20 protein-coding genes are annotated in these 17,996 nt (G+C 71.8%); 13 read left to right on the plus strand and 7 right to left on the minus strand.

The annotated features are described in order from the left end of the window. Positions 1-40 precede the first annotated feature (40 nt). A complete protein-coding gene (locus ACWDXC_RS33025; protein ID WP_449988477.1) occupies positions 41-910 on the plus strand; it encodes a PhzF family phenazine biosynthesis protein in 870 nt (289 codons plus the stop codon). Positions 911-1,135: 225 nt separating this feature from the next. After that, a complete protein-coding gene (locus ACWDXC_RS33030; protein ID WP_449988480.1) occupies positions 1,136-1,582 on the plus strand; it encodes a hypothetical protein in 447 nt (148 codons plus the stop codon). 34 nt (positions 1,583-1,616) lie between these two features. On the opposite strand, the gene dnaE is transcribed toward ACWDXC_RS33030, so the two are convergent. Then, complete coding sequence (gene dnaE, locus ACWDXC_RS33035) at positions 1,617-5,159, minus strand: DNA polymerase III subunit alpha (RefSeq protein ID WP_449988483.1); 3,543 nt, start codon at positions 5,157-5,159, stop codon at positions 1,617-1,619. Between the two features lie 106 nt (positions 5,160-5,265). On the opposite strand from dnaE, the gene ACWDXC_RS33040 reads away from it, so the two are divergent. Continuing rightward, entirely contained in the window at positions 5,266-6,210 is a 945-nt protein-coding gene (locus ACWDXC_RS33040) for a LysR family transcriptional regulator (RefSeq protein ID WP_449988485.1), read from the plus strand. A gap of 74 nt (positions 6,211-6,284) precedes the next feature. Further along, on the plus strand, positions 6,285-7,487 hold the full coding sequence (locus ACWDXC_RS33045) for a cytochrome P450 (RefSeq protein ID WP_449988488.1): 1,203 nt from the start codon (positions 6,285-6,287) through the stop codon (positions 7,485-7,487). Between the two features lie 32 nt (positions 7,488-7,519). Here the strand turns inward: ACWDXC_RS33045 and ACWDXC_RS33050 are convergent, their stop codons facing one another. After that, positions 7,520-7,936 (minus strand): RidA family protein, encoded by a 417-nt coding sequence (locus tag ACWDXC_RS33050; RefSeq protein WP_449988490.1) that lies wholly within the window; start codon positions 7,934-7,936, stop codon positions 7,520-7,522. Between the two features lie 85 nt (positions 7,937-8,021). On the opposite strand from ACWDXC_RS33050, the gene ACWDXC_RS33055 reads away from it, so the two are divergent. From ACWDXC_RS33055 to ACWDXC_RS33070, 4 genes are all read left to right on the plus strand, one after another. Continuing rightward, complete coding sequence (locus ACWDXC_RS33055) at positions 8,022-8,402, plus strand: winged helix-turn-helix transcriptional regulator (protein ID WP_449988493.1); 381 nt, start codon at positions 8,022-8,024, stop codon at positions 8,400-8,402. A gap of 123 nt (positions 8,403-8,525) precedes the next feature. Beyond that, positions 8,526-8,858: an ArsR/SmtB family transcription factor gene (locus tag ACWDXC_RS33060; RefSeq protein ID WP_357589253.1), complete on the plus strand. Its 333-nt coding sequence runs from the start codon at positions 8,526-8,528 to the stop codon at positions 8,856-8,858. Beyond that, the gene (locus tag ACWDXC_RS33065; protein ID WP_449988497.1) at positions 8,855-9,103 is read left to right on the plus strand and encodes a hypothetical protein; all 249 of its coding nucleotides are present in this window, start codon (positions 8,855-8,857) and stop codon (positions 9,101-9,103) included. Before ACWDXC_RS33060 ends, ACWDXC_RS33065 begins: the two co-directional genes overlap by 4 nt. Before the next feature lie 122 nt (positions 9,104-9,225). Continuing rightward, positions 9,226-11,130 (plus strand): serine hydrolase domain-containing protein, encoded by a 1,905-nt coding sequence (locus ACWDXC_RS33070; protein ID WP_449988499.1) that lies wholly within the window; start codon positions 9,226-9,228, stop codon positions 11,128-11,130. Positions 11,131-11,167: 37 nt separating this feature from the next. Here ACWDXC_RS33070 and ACWDXC_RS33075 read toward each other — a convergent pair whose 3' ends face one another. Both ACWDXC_RS33075 and ACWDXC_RS33080 read right to left on the minus strand, forming a co-directional pair. Continuing rightward, positions 11,168-11,692, minus strand: a complete 525-nt coding sequence (locus ACWDXC_RS33075) for a hypothetical protein (protein WP_449988502.1) — start codon at positions 11,690-11,692, stop codon at positions 11,168-11,170. A gap of 170 nt (positions 11,693-11,862) precedes the next feature. Then, positions 11,863-13,290, minus strand: coding sequence for an MFS transporter (locus ACWDXC_RS33080; RefSeq protein ID WP_449988505.1), 1,428 nt, complete (start codon positions 13,288-13,290; stop codon positions 11,863-11,865). Positions 13,291-13,362: 72 nt separating this feature from the next. On the opposite strand from ACWDXC_RS33080, the gene ACWDXC_RS33085 reads away from it, so the two are divergent. Continuing rightward, positions 13,363-14,118: a TetR/AcrR family transcriptional regulator gene (locus ACWDXC_RS33085; RefSeq protein WP_449988507.1), complete on the plus strand. Its 756-nt coding sequence runs from the start codon at positions 13,363-13,365 to the stop codon at positions 14,116-14,118. A gap of 21 nt (positions 14,119-14,139) precedes the next feature. On the opposite strand, the gene ACWDXC_RS33090 is transcribed toward ACWDXC_RS33085, so the two are convergent. The 3 genes from ACWDXC_RS33090 to ACWDXC_RS33100 all read right to left on the minus strand — a co-directional run bounded on the left by ACWDXC_RS33090 (position 14,140) and on the right by ACWDXC_RS33100 (position 16,284). After that, positions 14,140-15,078 carry a CU044_5270 family protein gene (locus ACWDXC_RS33090; RefSeq protein WP_449988717.1) on the minus strand — a complete coding sequence of 313 codons (939 nt, stop codon included), beginning with the start codon at positions 15,076-15,078 and terminating at the stop codon, positions 14,140-14,142. After that, positions 15,078-15,611, minus strand: coding sequence for an RNA polymerase sigma factor (locus ACWDXC_RS33095; protein ID WP_449988509.1), 534 nt, complete (start codon positions 15,609-15,611; stop codon positions 15,078-15,080). Before ACWDXC_RS33095 ends, ACWDXC_RS33090 begins: the two co-directional genes overlap by 1 nt. A 91-nt stretch (positions 15,612-15,702) precedes the next feature. Continuing rightward, positions 15,703-16,284 carry a TetR/AcrR family transcriptional regulator gene (locus tag ACWDXC_RS33100; RefSeq protein ID WP_449988512.1) on the minus strand — a complete coding sequence of 194 codons (582 nt, stop codon included), beginning with the start codon at positions 16,282-16,284 and terminating at the stop codon, positions 15,703-15,705. Positions 16,285-16,344: 60 nt separating this feature from the next. On the opposite strand from ACWDXC_RS33100, the gene ACWDXC_RS33105 reads away from it, so the two are divergent. The 4 genes from ACWDXC_RS33105 (at position 16,345) to ACWDXC_RS33120 (ending at position 17,992) form a co-directional block, all read left to right on the plus strand. Then, positions 16,345-16,752: a nuclear transport factor 2 family protein gene (locus ACWDXC_RS33105; protein ID WP_449988515.1), complete on the plus strand. Its 408-nt coding sequence runs from the start codon at positions 16,345-16,347 to the stop codon at positions 16,750-16,752. 76 nt (positions 16,753-16,828) lie between these two features. Further along, positions 16,829-17,263 carry an SRPBCC domain-containing protein gene (locus ACWDXC_RS33110; RefSeq protein WP_449988518.1) on the plus strand — a complete coding sequence of 145 codons (435 nt, stop codon included), beginning with the start codon at positions 16,829-16,831 and terminating at the stop codon, positions 17,261-17,263. A gap of 1 nt (position 17,264) precedes the next feature. Then, the gene (locus ACWDXC_RS33115) at positions 17,265-17,612 is read left to right on the plus strand and encodes an ArsR/SmtB family transcription factor (RefSeq protein WP_449988521.1); all 348 of its coding nucleotides are present in this window, start codon (positions 17,265-17,267) and stop codon (positions 17,610-17,612) included. Further along, positions 17,609-17,992 (plus strand): VOC family protein, encoded by a 384-nt coding sequence (locus ACWDXC_RS33120; protein WP_364177639.1) that lies wholly within the window; start codon positions 17,609-17,611, stop codon positions 17,990-17,992. The genes ACWDXC_RS33115 and ACWDXC_RS33120 overlap by 4 nt, the downstream gene beginning before the upstream one ends. Positions 17,993-17,996: the final 4 nt, after the last annotated feature.

Raw genomic sequence — 17,996 nt, forward strand, 5'->3', positions numbered from 1 at the left:
GAGGTGACCACCCGCCCTCGCGCCGACCCCGGGAACCCCGATGCCGCTGAGCTACCGCCATGTCGACGTGTTCGCCGCCAAGGCGTACACCGGCAACAGCCTTGCCGTCTTTCCCGGACACCCGGGCCTGTCCGGCGCCCAGATGCTCGCGATCACCCAGGAGCTCCGGCACTTCGAGACGATCTTCCTGAGCGAGCCAGGCGAGGCCGGAGAGGTCCGGGCCCGGGTGTTCGACCTGTTCGAGGAGCTGGACTTCGCCGGGCACCCCGTCCTCGGGGCGGCCGCCGTCCTGCACGAGCGCGACGGTGATCCCGGCCCGCGGCGGTGGCGGTTGCGCCTGCGCCACAGGACCGTCGTGGTGACCACCCACCGTACGGCCGCCGGGCACCACGCCGCGGTGGACCAGGGCAGGCCGGAGTTCCTCGCGACCGTGCCGGCCGGGGGCAGGCGGGAGATCGCCACGGCCCTGCGCCTGCCGGAGACCGCGCTCGCCGACCTTCCCCTGGAGGTCGTCTCCACCGGGCTGCGCTACCTCGTCGTCCCGGTGGTGGGAGGTCTGGCCGGGGCGAGGATCGTCCGCGACGACTTCGCGGATCTGCTCGCCCGTCATGGCGCGCAGTTCGCGTACCTGGTCGACGTCGAGGCCCTCGAAGGCCGCCACTGGAGCAACGACGGCGTCCTGGAGGACGTCGCGACCGGCAGCGCCGCAGGCTGCGTCGGCGCCTATCTGGCCAGGCACCGCCTCGTCCCGGCCGAGGCGGAGTTCGTGCTGCGGCAAGGGCGCTTCACCGGCCGGCCGAGCCTGCTCACCGTCCTGCCGCAGGGCCGGCCCGAAGACCTGCACAACGTCCGCGTCGGCGGGCACGTGACCGCGGTGGCCCGGGGAACCCTGGACACCCTGCCCGGATGAGGACTCCGCTCAAGCCAAGCTCATCGGCATCGGCCCGCAGGACCTCGCCGCCGCCGAGACCGCCCTCGCTCTCCTGGAACGAGGCCGACGGCGCGACAAGTAGGAGTCCCCGGTCTCGATCTGCCTGGTCAGCGGCTGTGCGGGCGTCACACTGATGTCTGCGGCCATCGGTTTGACGTGCGCATCACGCGATGGCCGCCCAGCCCGCTGACGAAAGAGGTTCGCATGCGCCGATCGTTCCAGACCCTGCTGACCGCCTCGGGCGCCGCCGCGCTGCTGGCGCTCACCCCGCTCACCGCCGACGCCGCGTCGTTCTCGGGCGGCAACTACGGCGCCTACGGGTTCGAGGGCCAGTACCCGACCGTCGGCGGCTGCGCCGGCACCTTCCGGCAGGTCGGGCCGACCAGGACCGCCGGCGGCATGGCCCTGAAGTACTTCTACTCCGACCGGTGCGGCTCGTTCGCCCGGATCGAGAACTCCCGCACCAACTGCGCCGCCGTCCTGGAACGCTCCAACTCCGGCGCCGCCCGCGCCGACGGCTGGGTCTCGGAGACCGTCGACCCGGGCGTCACCTACGCCTACACGAAGATCGGCAACAACCTTCACGGCCGCGTCTCGCGGGCCCTGCTGGCGTGCGACGGCCACGTCCTGACGAGCACCAGCTGGACGTGACCGCCGAAGCGCCACGCGTCGCGGAGCCGGTGGGTCAGCCCTGCCAGATCGCTCCTGGGCCGAGCAGGGCCTTGACGTCGCTGTAGAAGGCCGGCTCCGGGGCGACCCGGAAGGGCTGCAGGTTCAGCAGCAGCCCTTTGGCGCCCTGGCGGTGCAGGCGGACGTGGACGGGGGCGCGGCCGGGGTGGGCGGACAGGATGTGCTTGAGCTCCGAGACGACGCGCGCGTTCAGGCGGCTCTCCTGGATCGAGAGCACCACGGGCGGCTCGGCGTTCGCGTGTGACACGTCGAGGACCTTGATCTCCTCGCCGTACACGCTCAGCGTCTCGTCACGGACGTTGACCCGGCCCCGTACGGAGATCACCCGGTCCTCGGCCAGCGCTTCGCCGTACAGGGTGTAGGTCTTGGGGAAGACGAGGCACTCGACGGCGGCGTCATGGTCCTCAAGGGTGACGATTGCCCAGGGGCTGCCCTGTTTGGTGATCTTGCGTTGCAGGCCGGAGACGATGCCGCTGATGCGGACGGGCGCGTCCTGCCGGCCGGAGGCCTGCAGCTCGGCGATGGTGGTGTCGCGGTTGGCGTCGAGGACGTGTTCGGCGCCGTCGAGCGGATGGCTGCTGACGTACAGGCCGAGCATCTCGCGTTCGAAGGCGAGCAGGGTGGCGCGGTCCCACTCGCCCTCCGGGATCGCGGTCGAGAACGCGCTGCTCCGGCCGGGCTCGCCGAACAGCGAGTCCTGACCGTGGGCCTCGTTGCGCTTGAGGTCGACGACCGCGTCGACGGCCTGCTCGTGCACCGCGACGAGGGCCTGGCGGTGATGGCCCAGGCTGTCGAAGGCGCCGGCCTTGGCCAGGGACTCGATGACGCGCTTGTTGCAGACGACGGCGGGGACCTTGGTGAGGAAGTCGTTGAAGTCGGTGTAGTGCCCCTTGGCCTCCCGGGCGGTGACGATCGCGTCCACGACGCCCGTGCCCACGTTGCGGACGGCTCCCAGGCCGAAGCGGATGTCGGCGCCGACCGCGGCGAAGTCCTGCCGGCTGGCGTTGACGTCCGGGGGCAGGACCTTGATACCCGCGCGGCGGCAGTCGGCCAGGTAGACGGCCATCTTGTCCTTGTCGTCGCCGACGGAGGTGAGCAGCGCCGCCAGGTATTCACACGGGTGGTTGGCCTTGAGGTAGGCGGTCCAGTAGGAGACGAGGCCGTAGCCGGCGGTGTGCGACTTGTTGAAGCCGTAGCCGCTGAACGGCACCAGGACGTCCCACACCGCCTTGACGGCCTCCTCGGAGAAGCCCCGCCCGCGCATGCCCGCCGAGAAGCGGTCCCATTCGGCGTCCAGGACCTCCTTCTTCTTCTTGCCCATGGCCCGGCGCAGCATGTCGGCGGCGCCCAGTGAGTAGCCGGCGAGCTGCTGGGCGATGGCCATCACCTGCTCCTGGAAGACCACCAGGTGGTACGTGTCGCCGAGGATGGGCTCCAGCGCCTCCTCCAGCTCGGGGTGGATCGGCTCGACCGGTTGCCTGCCGGTCTTGCGCAGCGCGTAGTTGGTGTGGGCGTTCATCTCCATCGGGCCGGGCCGGTACAGCGCGTTCACCGCGGCGATGTCGGTGAACGTGGTCGGCTGCATCAGCTTCAGCAGCACCCGCATGCCGCCGCTGTCGAGCTGGAAGACGCCGAGCGTGTCGCCACGGGCCAGCAGCTCGTACGTCGCGGCGTCGTCGAGCGGGATCTCCAGGACGTCGAGCTCGACGCCCTTGTTGGCGCGGACGTTCGCGATGGCGTCGCCGATGACGGTGAGGTTGCGCAGGCCGAGGAAGTCCATCTTCAGCAGGCCCATCTCCTCGGCCTGGGTGAAGGGGAAGCCGGTGATGACGGGCCCGTCCGTCTTCGGCTTGACCAGGGGGATCACGTCGATGAGCGGCTCGCTGGAGAGGATCACGCCGGCGGCGTGGATGCCGGTCCCCCGGGTCAGGCCCTCGATGCCGGTGGCGGCGTCGATCACCCTGGTGACGTCGGGGTCCTGCTCGTACATCTGGCGCAGCTCGGCGGCCTCGCCGTAGCGGGGGTGGCCGGGGTCGTGGATGGCGGCCAGCGGGATCTCCTTGCCGCCGTCCGCCGCCGGGAAGGCCTTGGTGATGCGGTCGCCGAGCGCGTACGGCAGGCCCAGCACCCGGCACGAGTCCTTGATGGCGGCCTTGGCCTTGATGGTGCCGAACGTGACGATCTGGCAGACCCGGTCCTCGCCGTACCTGCGGGTGACGTAGTCGATCATCTCGTCCCGCCGGCGGTCGTCGAAGTCGAGGTCGACGTCCGGCATGGAGACGCGCTCGGGGTTGAGGAAGCGTTCGAAGATCAGTTTGTGCTCGATCGGGTCCAGCTGGGTGATGCCGGTGCAGTAGGCGACCATCGAGCCGGTGGCCGAGCCCCGGCCGGGGCCCAGGCCGATGCCGTGCTCGCGGGCGTACCGGCAGATGTCGGCGACGACCAGGAAGTAGCCGGGGAACCCCATCGCGTCGATGACCGACAGCTCGTAGTCGATCCGGTCCAGCACCTCCTGCGACGGCTGGCCGCCGTAGCGGCGGCGCGCCCCCTCCAGCGTCTCCTTGCGCAGCCAGCTCGACTCGCTCTCGCCTTCCGGTACGGGGAAGCGCGGCGTCAGGTCGCGGTGCGCGAACACCTCCCCGTAGTCGCCGACCCGCTCGGCCACCAGCAGCGTGTTGTCGCAGGCGCCCGGCACCTCGGCGTCCCACGACGCGCGCATCTCCTCGGCGGGCTTGACGTAGTAGCCGCTGCCGCTGAAGCGGAAGCGGTCGGTGTCGGCGAGCCGCTTGCCGGTGCCGACGCACAGCAGCGCGTCGTGGGCCTGGGCCTGGTTCTGCGTGACGTAGTGGGAGTCGTTGGTGGCCAGGGGCGGCAGGTCGAGCTCCTTGCCGAGCCTCAGCAGGTCGTCGCGGACCCGGCGCTCGATGGCGAGGCCGTGGTCCATCAGCTCCAGGAAGTAGTTGTCCGGGCCGAAGATGTCGCGGTAGCGGGCGGCGGCCGCGACGGCCTGGTCGTACTGGCCGAGCCGGAGCCGGGTCTGCACCTCGCCGGAGGGGCAGCCGGTCGTGGCGATGAGGTCCTGGCCGTGCTCGGCGAGCAGTTCGTCATCCATGCGCGGATATTTCTGGACGTGTCCTTCGAGCCAGGCCCGGGACTGCAACCGGAACAGGTTGCGCAGGCCCTGAGCGCCGGCCGCCCACATCGTCATGTGCGTGTACAGGCCGCGCCCGGAGACGTCCCCGCCCTCGCCGGTCTCGTCGTCGGAACGGCGCAGCGAGAGGTCGTCGCTGTAGTACACCGGCTTGCGGTGGTGCCTGGAGGCGGGGGCGACGTACGCCTCGATGCCGATGATCGGCTTGATGCCCGCCTTGCGCGCCTTCTGGTGGAACTCGTACGCCCCGTGCACGTTGCCGTGGTCGCTCATCGCCACGGCCGGCATGCCGAGCCGCGCCACCTCCTCCATCAGCAGGCCGACCTTGGCCGCGCCGTCGAGCATGCTGTACTCGGTGTGCACGTGGAGATGCACGAAGGACCGCATCGGTATCCACTCCCCCTGGTTGTAGGCTGCGGCGAAGACCCCGCATTCGACCCGAGAGGAAGCCGGGTTGTCCAACAACCGACACGCCGCCCGCCCACAACCGACGGTGGTACAGCCAGTTGATCTGGACCTCGCGGCGGTCCGTGCCTTCGTCGCCGTCACCGACGAGCGCTACTTCAGCGAGGCCGCCGCCACGCTCGGCATCAGCCAGCAGGCCGTCTCCAAACGCATCGCGAAGCTGGAGACGGACCTCGGCGTACGGCTGCTGTCCCGCACGCGCGTCGGCGCCGAGCCCACCCAGGACGGCCGGGCGTTCCTCAACCACGCCCGCGCCCTCGTCGGCCTGGCCGACCAGGCGGCCGAGATGCTGCGCAACCGGCGGCGGACCCTGCGCGTCGACGTCCTGGACACCCGGCTGGCCTCCATCGACGTGATCCGCGCCTTCCACCAGGTCACCGCGGACGCCGAGATCGACATCGTCACCTCCAACGGGCTGCGCTCCGCGCGCGACTCGCTGGCGAACGGATCCGTGGACGCGGCCTTCGCCCGGGCCTGCGGGCCGCTGGACGACGACCTGGTGTCCAGCCCCGCCTACCTGGAGCAGGCGCACCTGCTGGTGTGCCGCGACCATCCCCTGGCCGCTCTGCCGCAGGTGGAGACGGGGCGGCTGGCGGGCATGACCGTGTGGATGCCGGGCAACGCCGCCGGCAGCGAGTGGGCAGACTTCTGGAACCTGTTCGGCGCCGAGTTCGGCGTCCACATCGACGACTCGGGCCCCGACTTCGGCTGGGAGTACTACGTCGAGGGGATCGCCTCGGGCGAGCGCGTCGGCCTCGTCGGCGAGTGGTGCCGCCTGCCCAGCCATGCGCGCACCGTGCAGATCCCGGTGGTCGACCCGGTCCCCGTGTATCCCTGTTCGCTGCTCCGCCGGCGGCACGACGACCATCCGCTGCTGACGTCGCTCGCCCGCTTCGTCAGGGACCGGTTCCGCCCGTTCGACCCCGGACGCCAATGGCTGCCCGCCGCCGACCGCGCCGCGTTCCTTTCCTGAGGGCCGGCTGTCCGGGCGGACCTCTACTGACGTAGAGTCTCTACATCCATAGAGGCTCAATGAGGGAGCTGCCCATGTCCGAGGCTTCGCCGGCCCCTGTCACCTTTCCCACCGAGCGCCCTTCGCCGTTCGACCCTCCCGAGGTGCTCGGGCGCTGGCGGGAGGAGGCGCCCGTCCGCCCTCTGCGCTATCCCGACGGTCACCAGGGCTGGCTGGTGACCGGCTTCTCGGCGGCCAGGGCGGTGCTGACGGATTCGCGTTTCAGCAGCCTGCTGGAGAACCTGCACTGGCCGATCCGCTGGGAGGGACTCGAGCCGGAGAACTTCGCCCAGCCGCCCGGCTTCTTCATGCAGATGGATCCGCCCGATCACTCCCGCTTCAGGAAGCAGCTGGCCGCGGAGTTCACCGTTCGCAGGATGCGGCAGCTGGAGCCACGGATCGAGCAGATCACCGAGGAGACCCTGGACGCCATGGAGCGAGGCGGCGCTCCCGCGGATCTGGTCCAGGAGTTCGCCCTGCCGATCCCCTCGCTGGTGATCTGCGAGCTGCTCGGCGTGCCGTACGCCGACAGGGAGCGCTTCCAGCGCGACTCCGCGACCGCGCTGCGGGTCGGGTCGACCAAGGAGGAGGTCGGCGCGGCGACGGCGTCGATGATGGGCTACCTGTACGAGCTGGTGGCGCGCAAGCGGGCGGAACCGGCTGACGACCTGCTCAGCGGCCTCGTGACCGGCAGTGACCTCTCTCCTGAGGAGATCGCGGGAGCGGGGCTCCTGCTCCTGGTCGCCGGGCACGAGACCACGGCCAACATGCTCGGGCTCGGCACCTTCGCCCTGCTGAGCGACCCGGGACAGCTCGCGGCCCTGCGGTCGCGGCCGCACCTGATCGAGGGCGCCGTCGAGGAGCTGCTCCGCTACCTGGCCGTCACGCACCTCGGACCGCTCAGGGCCGCCCTCGAGGACGTCGAGATCGCCGGCCGGACGATCAGGAAGGGTCAGGTGGTCACCATCTCGGTGCCGGCGGCCAACCGCGACCCCGAGCGGTTCGCCGACCCGGAGACCTTCGACGTCACCCGGCCCCCCACCGCGGGCCACCTGACCTTCGGGCACGGCATCCACCAGTGCCTCGGCCAGCAGCTCGCCAGGATCGAGATGCGCGTCGCCTTCCCCGCCCTGTTCCGGCGCTTCCCGGGGCTGCGGCTGGCGGTGCCCGCCGAGGAGGTCCCGATGCGTACGGACATGAGCATCTACGGGGCGCACCGGCTGCCGGTCACCTGGTAGCCGGTCTCCCGGAGTCGCAGGCGCGACGCGGCTCAGTCGACGATCGCGGTGACCTCGGCCTCGACGAGGATGCCGGGCTCGAAGAGGATGTCGACGCCGATCAGCGCGGCCGGCGGCGTGGCGAGGTCGAACTCGCGCGCCGCCTGCTCGACGCCCGCGTTGAAGGCGTCGTACATCTCCCTCTTCCAGCCCGCGGCGTACCAGGTGAAACGGACGACGTCGTGGAACGTCGCCCCCGCCGCGCCGAGCCCCTTGGCGACGTTGCGGTAGACCTGGGCGACCTGCCCGGCCAGGTCGCCGGGCGCGACCAGCTCGCCGTTCTCGTCCCAGGCCACCTGACCGGCGAGGTGGACGTGCCTGCTCCCGGTCGCCACCGCGACGTGGTGGTAGAGCGGCACGCGGACGTGTCCTTCAGGGTTGATGAGCGTCACAGCCACAATCTTCTCCATCGATAGTTTCTTGCGGTTACTCAGGAACTGTAGGAGAGTGTGCGCTGACATGGAAGAACGCACTTTTCAGTGACTGGGGAACCTGATGGTGACCAAAGAGCTCAGCAACCTGTCCGACGATGCGGATCTGCGGCGCGCCGACTCCCTGGCGCGGGAGATCTTCTCGGACGTCGCCAACAAGTGGGCGTTGCTGATCATCGAAGCCCTCGGCGAGCGCACCCTGCGGTTCAGCGAACTGCGGACCGAGGTCGAGGGCATCAGCCACAAGATGCTCACGCAGAACCTGCGCATGCTGGAGCGCAACGGCCTGGCCGAGCGGAAGGTGTATCCGACGGTGCCGCCGCGGGTCGAGTACACGCTCACCGGGCCCGGCCAGGCGCTGCGCGCCACGGTGGACCTGCTCTGCGGCTGGACCCACGAGCACTTCGGGCACATCGAGTCCGCCCGGCGCCGCTTCGACGCCTGACGCCCGCCACGCCTCGGCGCTCGCCGGTGCCCGGAGTGCATGACCGAGCGCAACGTTTGACGCTCCATCTTCCACCTGTCAGACTCAACTAACAGGTGAAAACCGGCGCGCACTAAGGACGGCATGCTGACCAGTGAAGAGTTGCTCCAGCTGCTGGCCGCGTTCGGGCACCCGGTGCGGCTGCGCATCCTGGCCGAGCTCGCCGGAGAGCGGGTGCACGTCAGCGAGCTGGCGCGCCGCGTCGGCGTGTCCCGCCCGCTGCTCTACATGCACCTGGAGCGGCTGGAGAAGGCCCGGCTGGTCGAAGGGCAGCTGGAGCTGTCGGCCGACGGCAAGGCGATGAAGTACCTCCGGCTGCTGCCCTTCGAGCTCACCCTGAACATCGGCACCGTCCTCGCGGCCCTCCGCGCGGACGACGAGGAAGGACCCCACCACGTGCAGGAGACCCCGCAGTGATCGACGTCGGTTCCATCGTGATCCCCATCGCGGTCATGCTGATCCTGTTCGGGAGCATCACGGCCTGCCTGGCGTTCTACTTCCGCTTCGAACGGCATCGCACGGACGTCCTGGCGGCCGAAATGGCCAGGTACCGGGAGCTCGCCGAGCAGGCCGTACAGAAGCAGGACCAGGTGCAGACCAGGCTCGCGGAGCTGACCGAGAGGGTCACGGCGGTGGAGCGGATCCTGCGCAGCGTCGACTGAACCACCTGTGAACGAGGTCCGGGAGCGAGCGGCAACTCGCCCCCGGACAGCGGAAACCGCACGACCACGCCTGAACGGCGTGCCTTGACGCGTACGTGTTCCCTAGGAAAGGAGAGCAGCTCATGCTGCTCGAACGCAAACCATCCCGTCGGCGTGCCCTGGTGTGCGCACTGGGCGCCGCCGTCTCGTTCCTGAGCGTCACCGCCCCTGCCGCCGCCGAGAGCCCGGCGCAGTCCGTACGGGACTTCGCCGACACGTTCGTCACCCGGCAGCTGGCCGAACACCGGATTCCCGGCGCGGCCGTCACCGTGGTGGCCGGGGGCCGCCAGGTCTTCGCCCAGGGCTACGGCGTGGCCGAGGTGGAGACGCGCCGTCCCGTGGACGCCGCCGAGACCGTCTTCGCCCCCGCCTCGGTGGCCAAGCTGATCACCGCCACCGCCGTCATGCAGCTCGTCGAACGGGGCCGCATCGACCTGGACGCCGACGTCAACGAGTACCTCACGGACTTCAAGATCGAGGACGCCTACCCGGGCAAGCCGGTCACCACGGCCCACCTGCTCACCCACAGCGCGGGCTTCGCCGGCGGCGACTTCGGCACCGGCGCGGCCACCGCGCAGGACGTGCACCGGCTCGGCGAGCACCTCGCCGGCCACCAGCCCCGCCGCATCCGCCCGCCCGGCACCCGCGCGGTGTACTCCAACTACGGCATGGGCCTGGCCGGCCACCTGGTCGAGCTCCGCTCGGGCATGCCCTTCCACGAGTACGTCCAGCGGAACATCTTCGCCCCGCTGGGCATGACGCGCTCCACCCTGGCCCAGCCGGAGCCCGGCCCCATCGGCCGCGCCCTCGCGCCCGGCTACCGGCTGAGCGGCGACCGCCAGGTCAGGGCCACGGGAGCCAAGTACGGGCACATGCCGCCGCACGGCGCCGGGTTCCGTTCCACCGCGACCGACATGGCCGCCTTCATGCTGGCCCACCTGGACGACGGCGGGAAGATCCTCAAGCCGGAGACCGCGCGCCTGATGCACACCCGGCAGTTCGGCAACGCCGAAGGAACCTCCGGCATGGCGTACGGCTTCCAGGAGCACACCAGGAACGGCCGCCGCCTGCTCGTGCACCGGGCCAACATCCCCGGCTACTTCGCCGTCCTCGCGCTCGTCCCCGACCGTGACATCGGCATCTACGCCTCCTACAACGGCACCGGCAAGGGCGGCCCCGACTCCGCGTGGGCGCTGGTCAACGCCTTCGCCGACCGCTTCGCCGCCGCCCCGGCCCCCGCGGCGGAGCCCGCCGGCCCGCTGCCCGACCCGGCCGGGTACGCCGGTTCGTACCGCACCGCGCTGGCGGCCGACATGACCGACCTCGGCAAGATCAGCTCGCTCACCAACGTCACGACCGTGACCGCCGCCGCGGACGGAACGCTGACGACCACCGGCGCGACCGCGCTCGGGGCGCCGGAGACCCGGCAGTGGACGCAGATCGCGCCCGGCCTGTTCCGCGAGAAGAACGGCTACCGGACGATCCGGTTCGGCGCGGACGGGCTGCTCGCCACCGAGAACCCGGCCGGGCCGCTGGAACGGCTCGCCTGGTACCAGTCACCCTCGCTGCATCTCGGCCTGCTCGGCGTCAGCCTGACCGTCCTGGTGCTGTCGGCGGTGGGCTGGCCCGTCGCCTTCGCCGTCCGGCGGGCACGCCGCCGCTCCCCCGCGCCCGCGCCCCGGCCGGCCGGGCTGCCGGGCTGGCTCACCGCGGCGCTCGTCACGGCCTCGGCCGGCTCGCTCGCGGCGATGGTCGCCGACTTCGACGCCAACCAGGCCGACTTCTTCCTCGGCGGCAGCCCGCTGTTCACGGCCATCACCACCCTGCCCGTCCTGGCCGCGGTCGCGACCGCCGCCCAGGTGGTCACGGTCGCGCTCGCCTGGCGCAAGGGCTGGTGGACCCTGGCCGGACGGGCGCACCACAGCGTCGTCGCCCTGGCCGCGCTGGCCTACCTGAGCGTGGCGGCGGCGTACAACCTGATCGGCTGACGAGACATCCATCAGGTCGGCGACGAGCGACGGCAGGTCAGGGCCGCTCCGGCCGGTGGGCGCGCCAGCGGCGGGTGGCGGCGCAGGCGATGCCGCCGGTGATGAGCAGGGCCAGGAGGGCGGCCTCCCCGACGGTGTGGATCAGGTAGCGCTCCAGGTTCCGCTCGACCATCCACCAGGCGTCGACGGCGGAGTAGGCGAGCTGGGCGGCGCCGATGCCGGCGACCCAGCGGACGTGCGGGGTGGCGGCGGCGGTCACGTACGCGACCGACAGCGGCCAGATCCACCCGGCGGGGGACCATTCACCGGCGTGGTAGAACACCAGCACCGCGATCGACAGCAACAGCACGGTCATCGGCCGACGGCGGCGCAGGAACAGCAGGCCGCCGAGGGCCAGCGCCACCGGGATCACACCGGGCCACGGCTGCCAGGGCGAGGCCACGCCGGTGCCCAGCGCGACGGCGACGAACAGGACCACGGTGCCGGCGGCGAGCCCGGCGTCGGCGATCGTGTCGAAGTGGCGGACCAGGACAGGCGGGCGCAACGGCACCGAATCGGTCATCACTACCTCCACCGGGGGACGGACGGCGGAGACGACACCCTTCCCCGCGCCGAGCTGGAGACCCTGCCCGGCCTGGACCATTTCGGGCCGGAGAGGAAGACGGCCCGGGCGGTGGCCGAGCGCGTCCTGCGGTTCCTCCGCAGTCCTGACGCCGCCGGCTGATCCGGTCCTCATGCTCGCCCGCGCCGAGGGATGAGGGCCAGGACCAGCACCATCGTGATGATGGCCAGGCCCGCGCAACCGTAGAGCACCGCCGACGCGCCGGAGGCGACGGCGGCCTCGCGCGGTCCGGCGGTGAGGCCGGCGATGCGGGTGGTGTAGACGGCGCCGAGCACGGCGGTGCCGATCCCGGCGCCGATGGAGGCCAGGCTGGTGATCGTGCCGGAGACCATGCCGGCGCGCTGCCTGTCGGTGACGTTCATGGCGACGGCCATCACCGGCGCACCGGCGATGCCGCCGCCGACCCCCCAGACGAGCAGGGGGATGGTCAGCAGCCACGGCGAGGAGGCCGGGGTGAGGGCCAGGGCCAGCCACGTGGCGCTGACCGCCTTGCAGAGGTAGCCGGCGGCGATGACGTGCCCGGGAGCGAACCAGCTCAGGAGTTTGCCGCCGAGCAGACCGGCCGCCATCTGGGCCAGGAAGACGGGCGCCAGCAGCAGGCCGCTCTGCGTGGGGCTCAGGTGCAGCGCCTCCTGGAAGTACTGCACGAAGTAGACCGTGCCGCCGATGGACAGCACGCGTGAGATGAAGACCGCCGCGGCGGCCCCGGTGAAGGCGGGCTTGCGGAACAGCGCGAGGTCCAGGGTGGCGGCGCCGGACCTGGACTGGAGCAGGAGGAACGCGGCGAGCAGGACGGCCGCGATCACGAGCTGGGTCAGTGTCGCCGCCGACGCCCAGCCCTGCTCCTCGCCGCGGAGCAGCGCGAGGTCGCCCACGGCGAGCGCGGCGATCAGCAGTGCGGCGCCCGCCCAGTCGATCCGGCCGTGCGCGGCGGACCGGCCGGAGGCGTCGGCCGGGAGGACGCGCAGGCAGAGCAGCAACGCGGCCACGCCGATGGGGACATTGATCAGGAAGATCGCGCGCCAGCCGAAGGCGTCGACGAGGGTGCCGCCCAGGAGCGGGGCGATCAGGCCGGCGGCGGTCGCGGCACTCCCCCAGGTGGAGATGGCCAGGTTGCGGCGTTCCCCGTCCAGGTGGTCCGACAGCAGGGGCAGGGAGTTCACCATCAGGACCGCGCCGCCGATTCCCTGAAGGGCGCGGGCGAGGTCGAGCACCACCGGGGTGGGCGCGGCGCCGCAGGCGAGCGAGGCGAGGGTGAACAGGGCAATGCCGAGCAGGTACATGCGACGCCGGCCGATGCGATCGGACAGGCTGCCGGCGACCTGGGTCACCGCGCCCATGGTGATCATGTAGCCGACGATCAGCCATTGGACGCCGGCGAGTGTCGTGCCGAAGTCCGCCTGGATCGCGGGCAGGCCGATGGTCACGATCGTCATGTCGATGACGACCAGTGCGGTGCCGGCGATGACGAGGCCGAGGATCGCGCGGCCGCGAACGGCCGTCGCCCGGCCAGGGAGCTGGGGATTGGTAAGGCTCACCTAAGTGATCGTGATGCATGCCCCGGCTTAAAGTCAACACTGTGTGAAGTTCAACGTTGTTATGCTCGGACGGTGCCCGAAGATCCCGACACAGCCGGACCGGACCGGACCGGTCCCGCCGACGGCCCGCGCCGCCGCCGCAGGCCGCTGACGCGCAAGGGCCGGCCGACGCTCACCAAGGACCTCATCGCCCAGACGATGCTCGACCTCGCGGGCGTGCACGGGTTCCGCGCGGTGACCATGCGACTGCTCGCCGAGCATCTCGGCGTGACGGTCCGGGCCCTGTACAACTACGCCGAGGACCGCGACGAGCTCGTGGCCCGCGCGGTCGCCCTGTTCATCGAGCAGTGGCCGGCCCCGCGGCCGGACCCTGAGCAGTGGGAACGCAGCATCCGGGAGTACGGCGCCGCCCTGCGCGCGGTCTACCGGCGCTACCCGCGTGCCTTGCTGGTGTCGTTGGACGAGGACCTCGGCGACGTGGCGATCCACCCGAACCGCCTCGTCCACACCGACGCCTTCCTGGGCATGCTGCGGGCCATCGGGCTGAGCGTCACTCAGGCGCAGATCGTGCACCACGATCTGACGATGCGGGTGTTCGCGTTCGTCCTGCTCGTGGACCACCGCCAGGACCAGGGCGAGCCGGTCATGCACCACACTCCCGCCCCGCCCTCCTGGCTGCGCGCCCACCCCGGCCTGGCCGTCCCGCACCTTCGCGAGGCGGTCGCAGCCGCGCCGCTCATGACGGTGGACGAGGCGTTCGACCACGCCATGCAGGGGCTGATCGTGACCGCGCGCGACCTGCTGGCCGACGCGCGGCACCGTACGTGATCCTCGCCGGGCGGGCCGGCGTCACAAGAAGGTCGACTCCTTCGGGGCCGGGTCGTCGGTCCAGCCCAGCCGCTTGACCAGATAGGCCGAGGACCCGTCACTCTCCTGGATGGCGAGGAGCCGCCCGCTGTCCCGGTCGATGACGATCTGCTGACGGGCAGACGCCTCGCCGTACGTCAGCGCGACCCCGGTGCGGCCGTCGAGGTCGGTGACGCCGTCCTCCACCCGCACACCCGGCAGGCCGGCGAGCACCCGGTAGAGCGCGGCCCTGGTGGCAGGGGTGGTCTCGGCGTCGAGAAGGAGCCATGCGCTCGCCCCCCACAGCCACGCCTCCGGGGCCCGCCCGTCGGTGGCCCGCAGGATCTCGGCCTTGAGCGCCTCGGGTTCGGCGGGCAGCCGCGTCGCGGGCGTCGTCGTCAGCTTCAGCGGGGTGATGTAGATCTTTCCCGGCAGGCAGTCGTCGCACAGGTCGGGCGAGCCCGCGGCCTTCCACGCCTGCCGGTCGGCGGGCGTGAGCGGTTCGGCGGAGACGGGGCCGCGCTGGTGCCGGTAGCCGACCTTCCGGTCCCGGCTCGCCCACAGCACGTCCCTGGCCCGCTGCTCCACGGTGTAGGCCGCGGTCCGCACCCGCGACACCCGCACCATCTCCCGCCGCCACCACGCCCCGGTTCCCGGGGGCTGGGCGGCCAGCCGGCCGGCCGCCGCGTCGAGCACCGCGTCCGCGGCGTCCGCGGCAGGCACGGTTGCCGTCCGCACGCCCGTCCCGCCCAGGAGGGGCACGGCCACGAAGCCCCCGGCGATCACCGCGCTGACCGCGACCGCCGCGAGCGCCACCCTGGGCCAGACCGGCCGCCGCCGCCGGGCACCGCCCAGCACCCGGGCGCGCGCGGCCATCGCCGTCGCGTGGTCGGCGGGCGGCAGGTGCGGCATCACCTCGTCGATGAGCTGGAACTCCTTCATCACACCTCAACTCCCAACGCGTCACGAAGCTTGGTCCTGGCCCGGCTGAGCCGGGAGGCGACGGTGCCGTAGGCGACGCCGAGCGCCGCCGCCACCTCGTCGTAGGTCAGCTCGCCGTAGGCGACGAGCAGCACCACGTCCCGCTCACCGCGCGACAACCCCGCGAGCGCGGCGGACAGGTTCTGTACGGTCACCCGCGCGGTGACCTGGTCCACCACCCGCTGGTCATGGCCGTCGTCGGCCACGAGCGGCCCCGATCTGGCCAGCGCCCGGTATCGCCGCAGCTCGGCACGCCGGTGCCGGCCGATGAGCTTGGTGGCGACCCCGTACAGCCAGGGTCTGATGCCGCCTTTGGCGGCGTCGAAGCTGTCACGCCGGCGGAAGGCGATCAGGAAGGTCTCGGCCGCCAGGTCCTCGGCGACGTCGGGATCGAGCCGACGGCCGATGTAGCGGCGGATCTCCTCGTAATGGGCATCGAAGAGGACGGCGAATCGCTCGGGATCGGCGACCTCTCCGTCGAGGAACGTGGTCATGCATGGTCTCTCTCACCTGGAATGTCGGGACACTGGTGATTGCCCGGTCGCCGGGAACCCTTCCAGGTGAGTTTCGGGGCGCTCGGCCGGATCATGCCGGCGGGTCGCCGGTGAGGGCGGCGGTCACGGCGCCGATCAGGTGCTCCTCGGCGTCGGCGGCGCTCCTGCCCCGGTCGGCCGTCAGCTGCTCCCAGACGGGGATCGAGGTCATCGCCCAGGCCAGGTCGGCGGCGAGGTCCGGGGTCAGGCCGGGCCGCAGCCGCCCGGCGGCCCGCAGCCCGCGGGCGGCGGTGAGGAAGCCCTCGTGGAGCTCGCCCATCCGGTCGTTCCAGGCCGCGGCGGCGTCGGGGTCGTCGCGGCGGGAGGCCAGCAGCACCGAGGCCACCGGGTGGATCGTCGCCGCGTAGCCCAGCCAGACGCGCAGGAAGGCGCGGAACGCCTCGACGGGTTCCGGCCCGGTCAGGGCCTCCTCGCAGCGTGAGCGGATGCCGCTGCGCGCGTCCATGTTCCGCACGACGGCCACGAGCAGGCTGGCCCGGGAGCCGAAGTGGAGGTAGAGCGCCTGCCGGGAGATCCCTGCCGCGCGGGCCACCTCGGCCATCGAGACCTGGGGGCCCTGTTCGGTGACGAGCCGCTGGGCGGTCTCCAGGATGCGCGAGCGCGTGCTTGACATGTGTCAAGCGTAGACCTAGCTTGACACGCGTCAAGCAGTGGCCCCCGAGGAGGCACCCCGATGGACACCAACCACCCGGCGGCCGTCGCCGCGCTCACCGCGATGAGCGCGATCGGCGCCGGCGACCGGGACGCCTGGCTCGCCTGCTACGCGCCGGACGCCGTGCTCCACGACCCGGTCGGCGGCTCGCCGCTGGACCCCCACGGAGCCGGCCTGCGCGGCCGGGCCGCCCTCGAACGCTTCTGGGAGCTCACCGTCGCCCCCAACCAGGTGCGGTTCGAGGTCGCCGCGGTGCACCCGGCCGGGGCCGAGGCGGCGGTCGTGGCCTCGGTCTCGGCCCGCTTCGCCACCGGCGCCCGCGTCGGCTACGACGGCGTCTTCGTCTACCGCGTCGACGGCGACGGGCGGATCGTCTCGCTGCGCGCCTACTGGGACCTGGGACCCGTCCTGTCCGCGCTGACCGGTTGACGGGGTTTGCGGGACCCCTGTCGCAACCTGTAGGTTGCCCATGGATGGCAACCTACAGGTTGCGAAGGAGGTGGGCATGGACGCGGACGCGATCGAACGGGTGGTGGTGCTCCGGCACCCCGTCGAGCGGGTCTGGGCCGCACTGACCACCGCGGAAGGGCTCTCGCGGTGGTTCGGCTCGGTGGCGGAGATCGACCTGCGGCCCGGCGGGCGCGCGTTCTTCCGCTGGGACGACCTCGGCCAGGAATCCGTCGCCACCGTCGCGGTGGTCGACCCGCCGCGCCGTTTCGCCTTCAGGTGGGCGATCGAGGACCTGCCCGAGGACGACGCGGCCCGGACGCTGGTGGAGTTCACCCTGGAGCCGGTGCCGGAGGGCACGCGGCTGCGCCTGGTGGAGAGCGGGTTCGCCCAGGCCGCCGCCGACGTGGGCCGCTCCGCCCGCGCGGCCAACAGCCAGGGGTGGGACGCCGAACTCGCCGAGCTGGGGATCTACCTCGATGCCGCCGGGTGACGTGGAGAGCCAGGCACTCGCGGTGTTCGCGGCGCTCACCGACCCCACACGGCGGGCACTGCTGGACGAGCTCGCCCGCGCCGGGCCCGCGACCGTCACCGACCTGGCGCGGCGGCTGCCGATCAGCCGCCAGGCGGTCGCCAAGCACCTCGGCCAGCTCGCCGAAGCGGGGCTGATCAGCTCCGCCGGCCCGGCCGGCCGCCGCCATCCCTACCGGCTGGAACCAGCCGCCATCCGCACCGCCCAGACCTGGCTGGCCAGGCTCGCCCACAGATGGGACGACCGCCTGGCCGCGTTGGAAGACGCCCTGGACGCCACCGAGACGAACCGAGGAGACACACGACCATGACCGCTCCGACGTTCACCGCCGGCCTCAACATCGCCATGAAGATCCCCAAGGCGCAGTACGAGGCCACCGTGGCCTTCTACCGCGACACCCTGGGCTTCGACGTCAAGGAGGACGACGTCTCCTACGCCCCGACCGTCTCGCGCACCCATTCCGTGCGGTTCGGCCCCAACACGCTGTGGCTCGACTGCGTCGACAACTACAGCCGGCCCGACCTGTGGCTGCAGCTCCACACCGACGACCTGGACGCGGCCGTGAGCGAGCTGGCCGGCATCGGTGTCCACCCGTGCGACGAGGTCGAGCCCCTGGAGAACCTCGACTCCCGGACCCACTGGATCAAGAACCCGGCCGGCATCGTCCACCTGATCGCGGAGACCCGCTGACACC

Source organism: Nonomuraea sp. NPDC003214 (genome assembly GCF_053590035.1).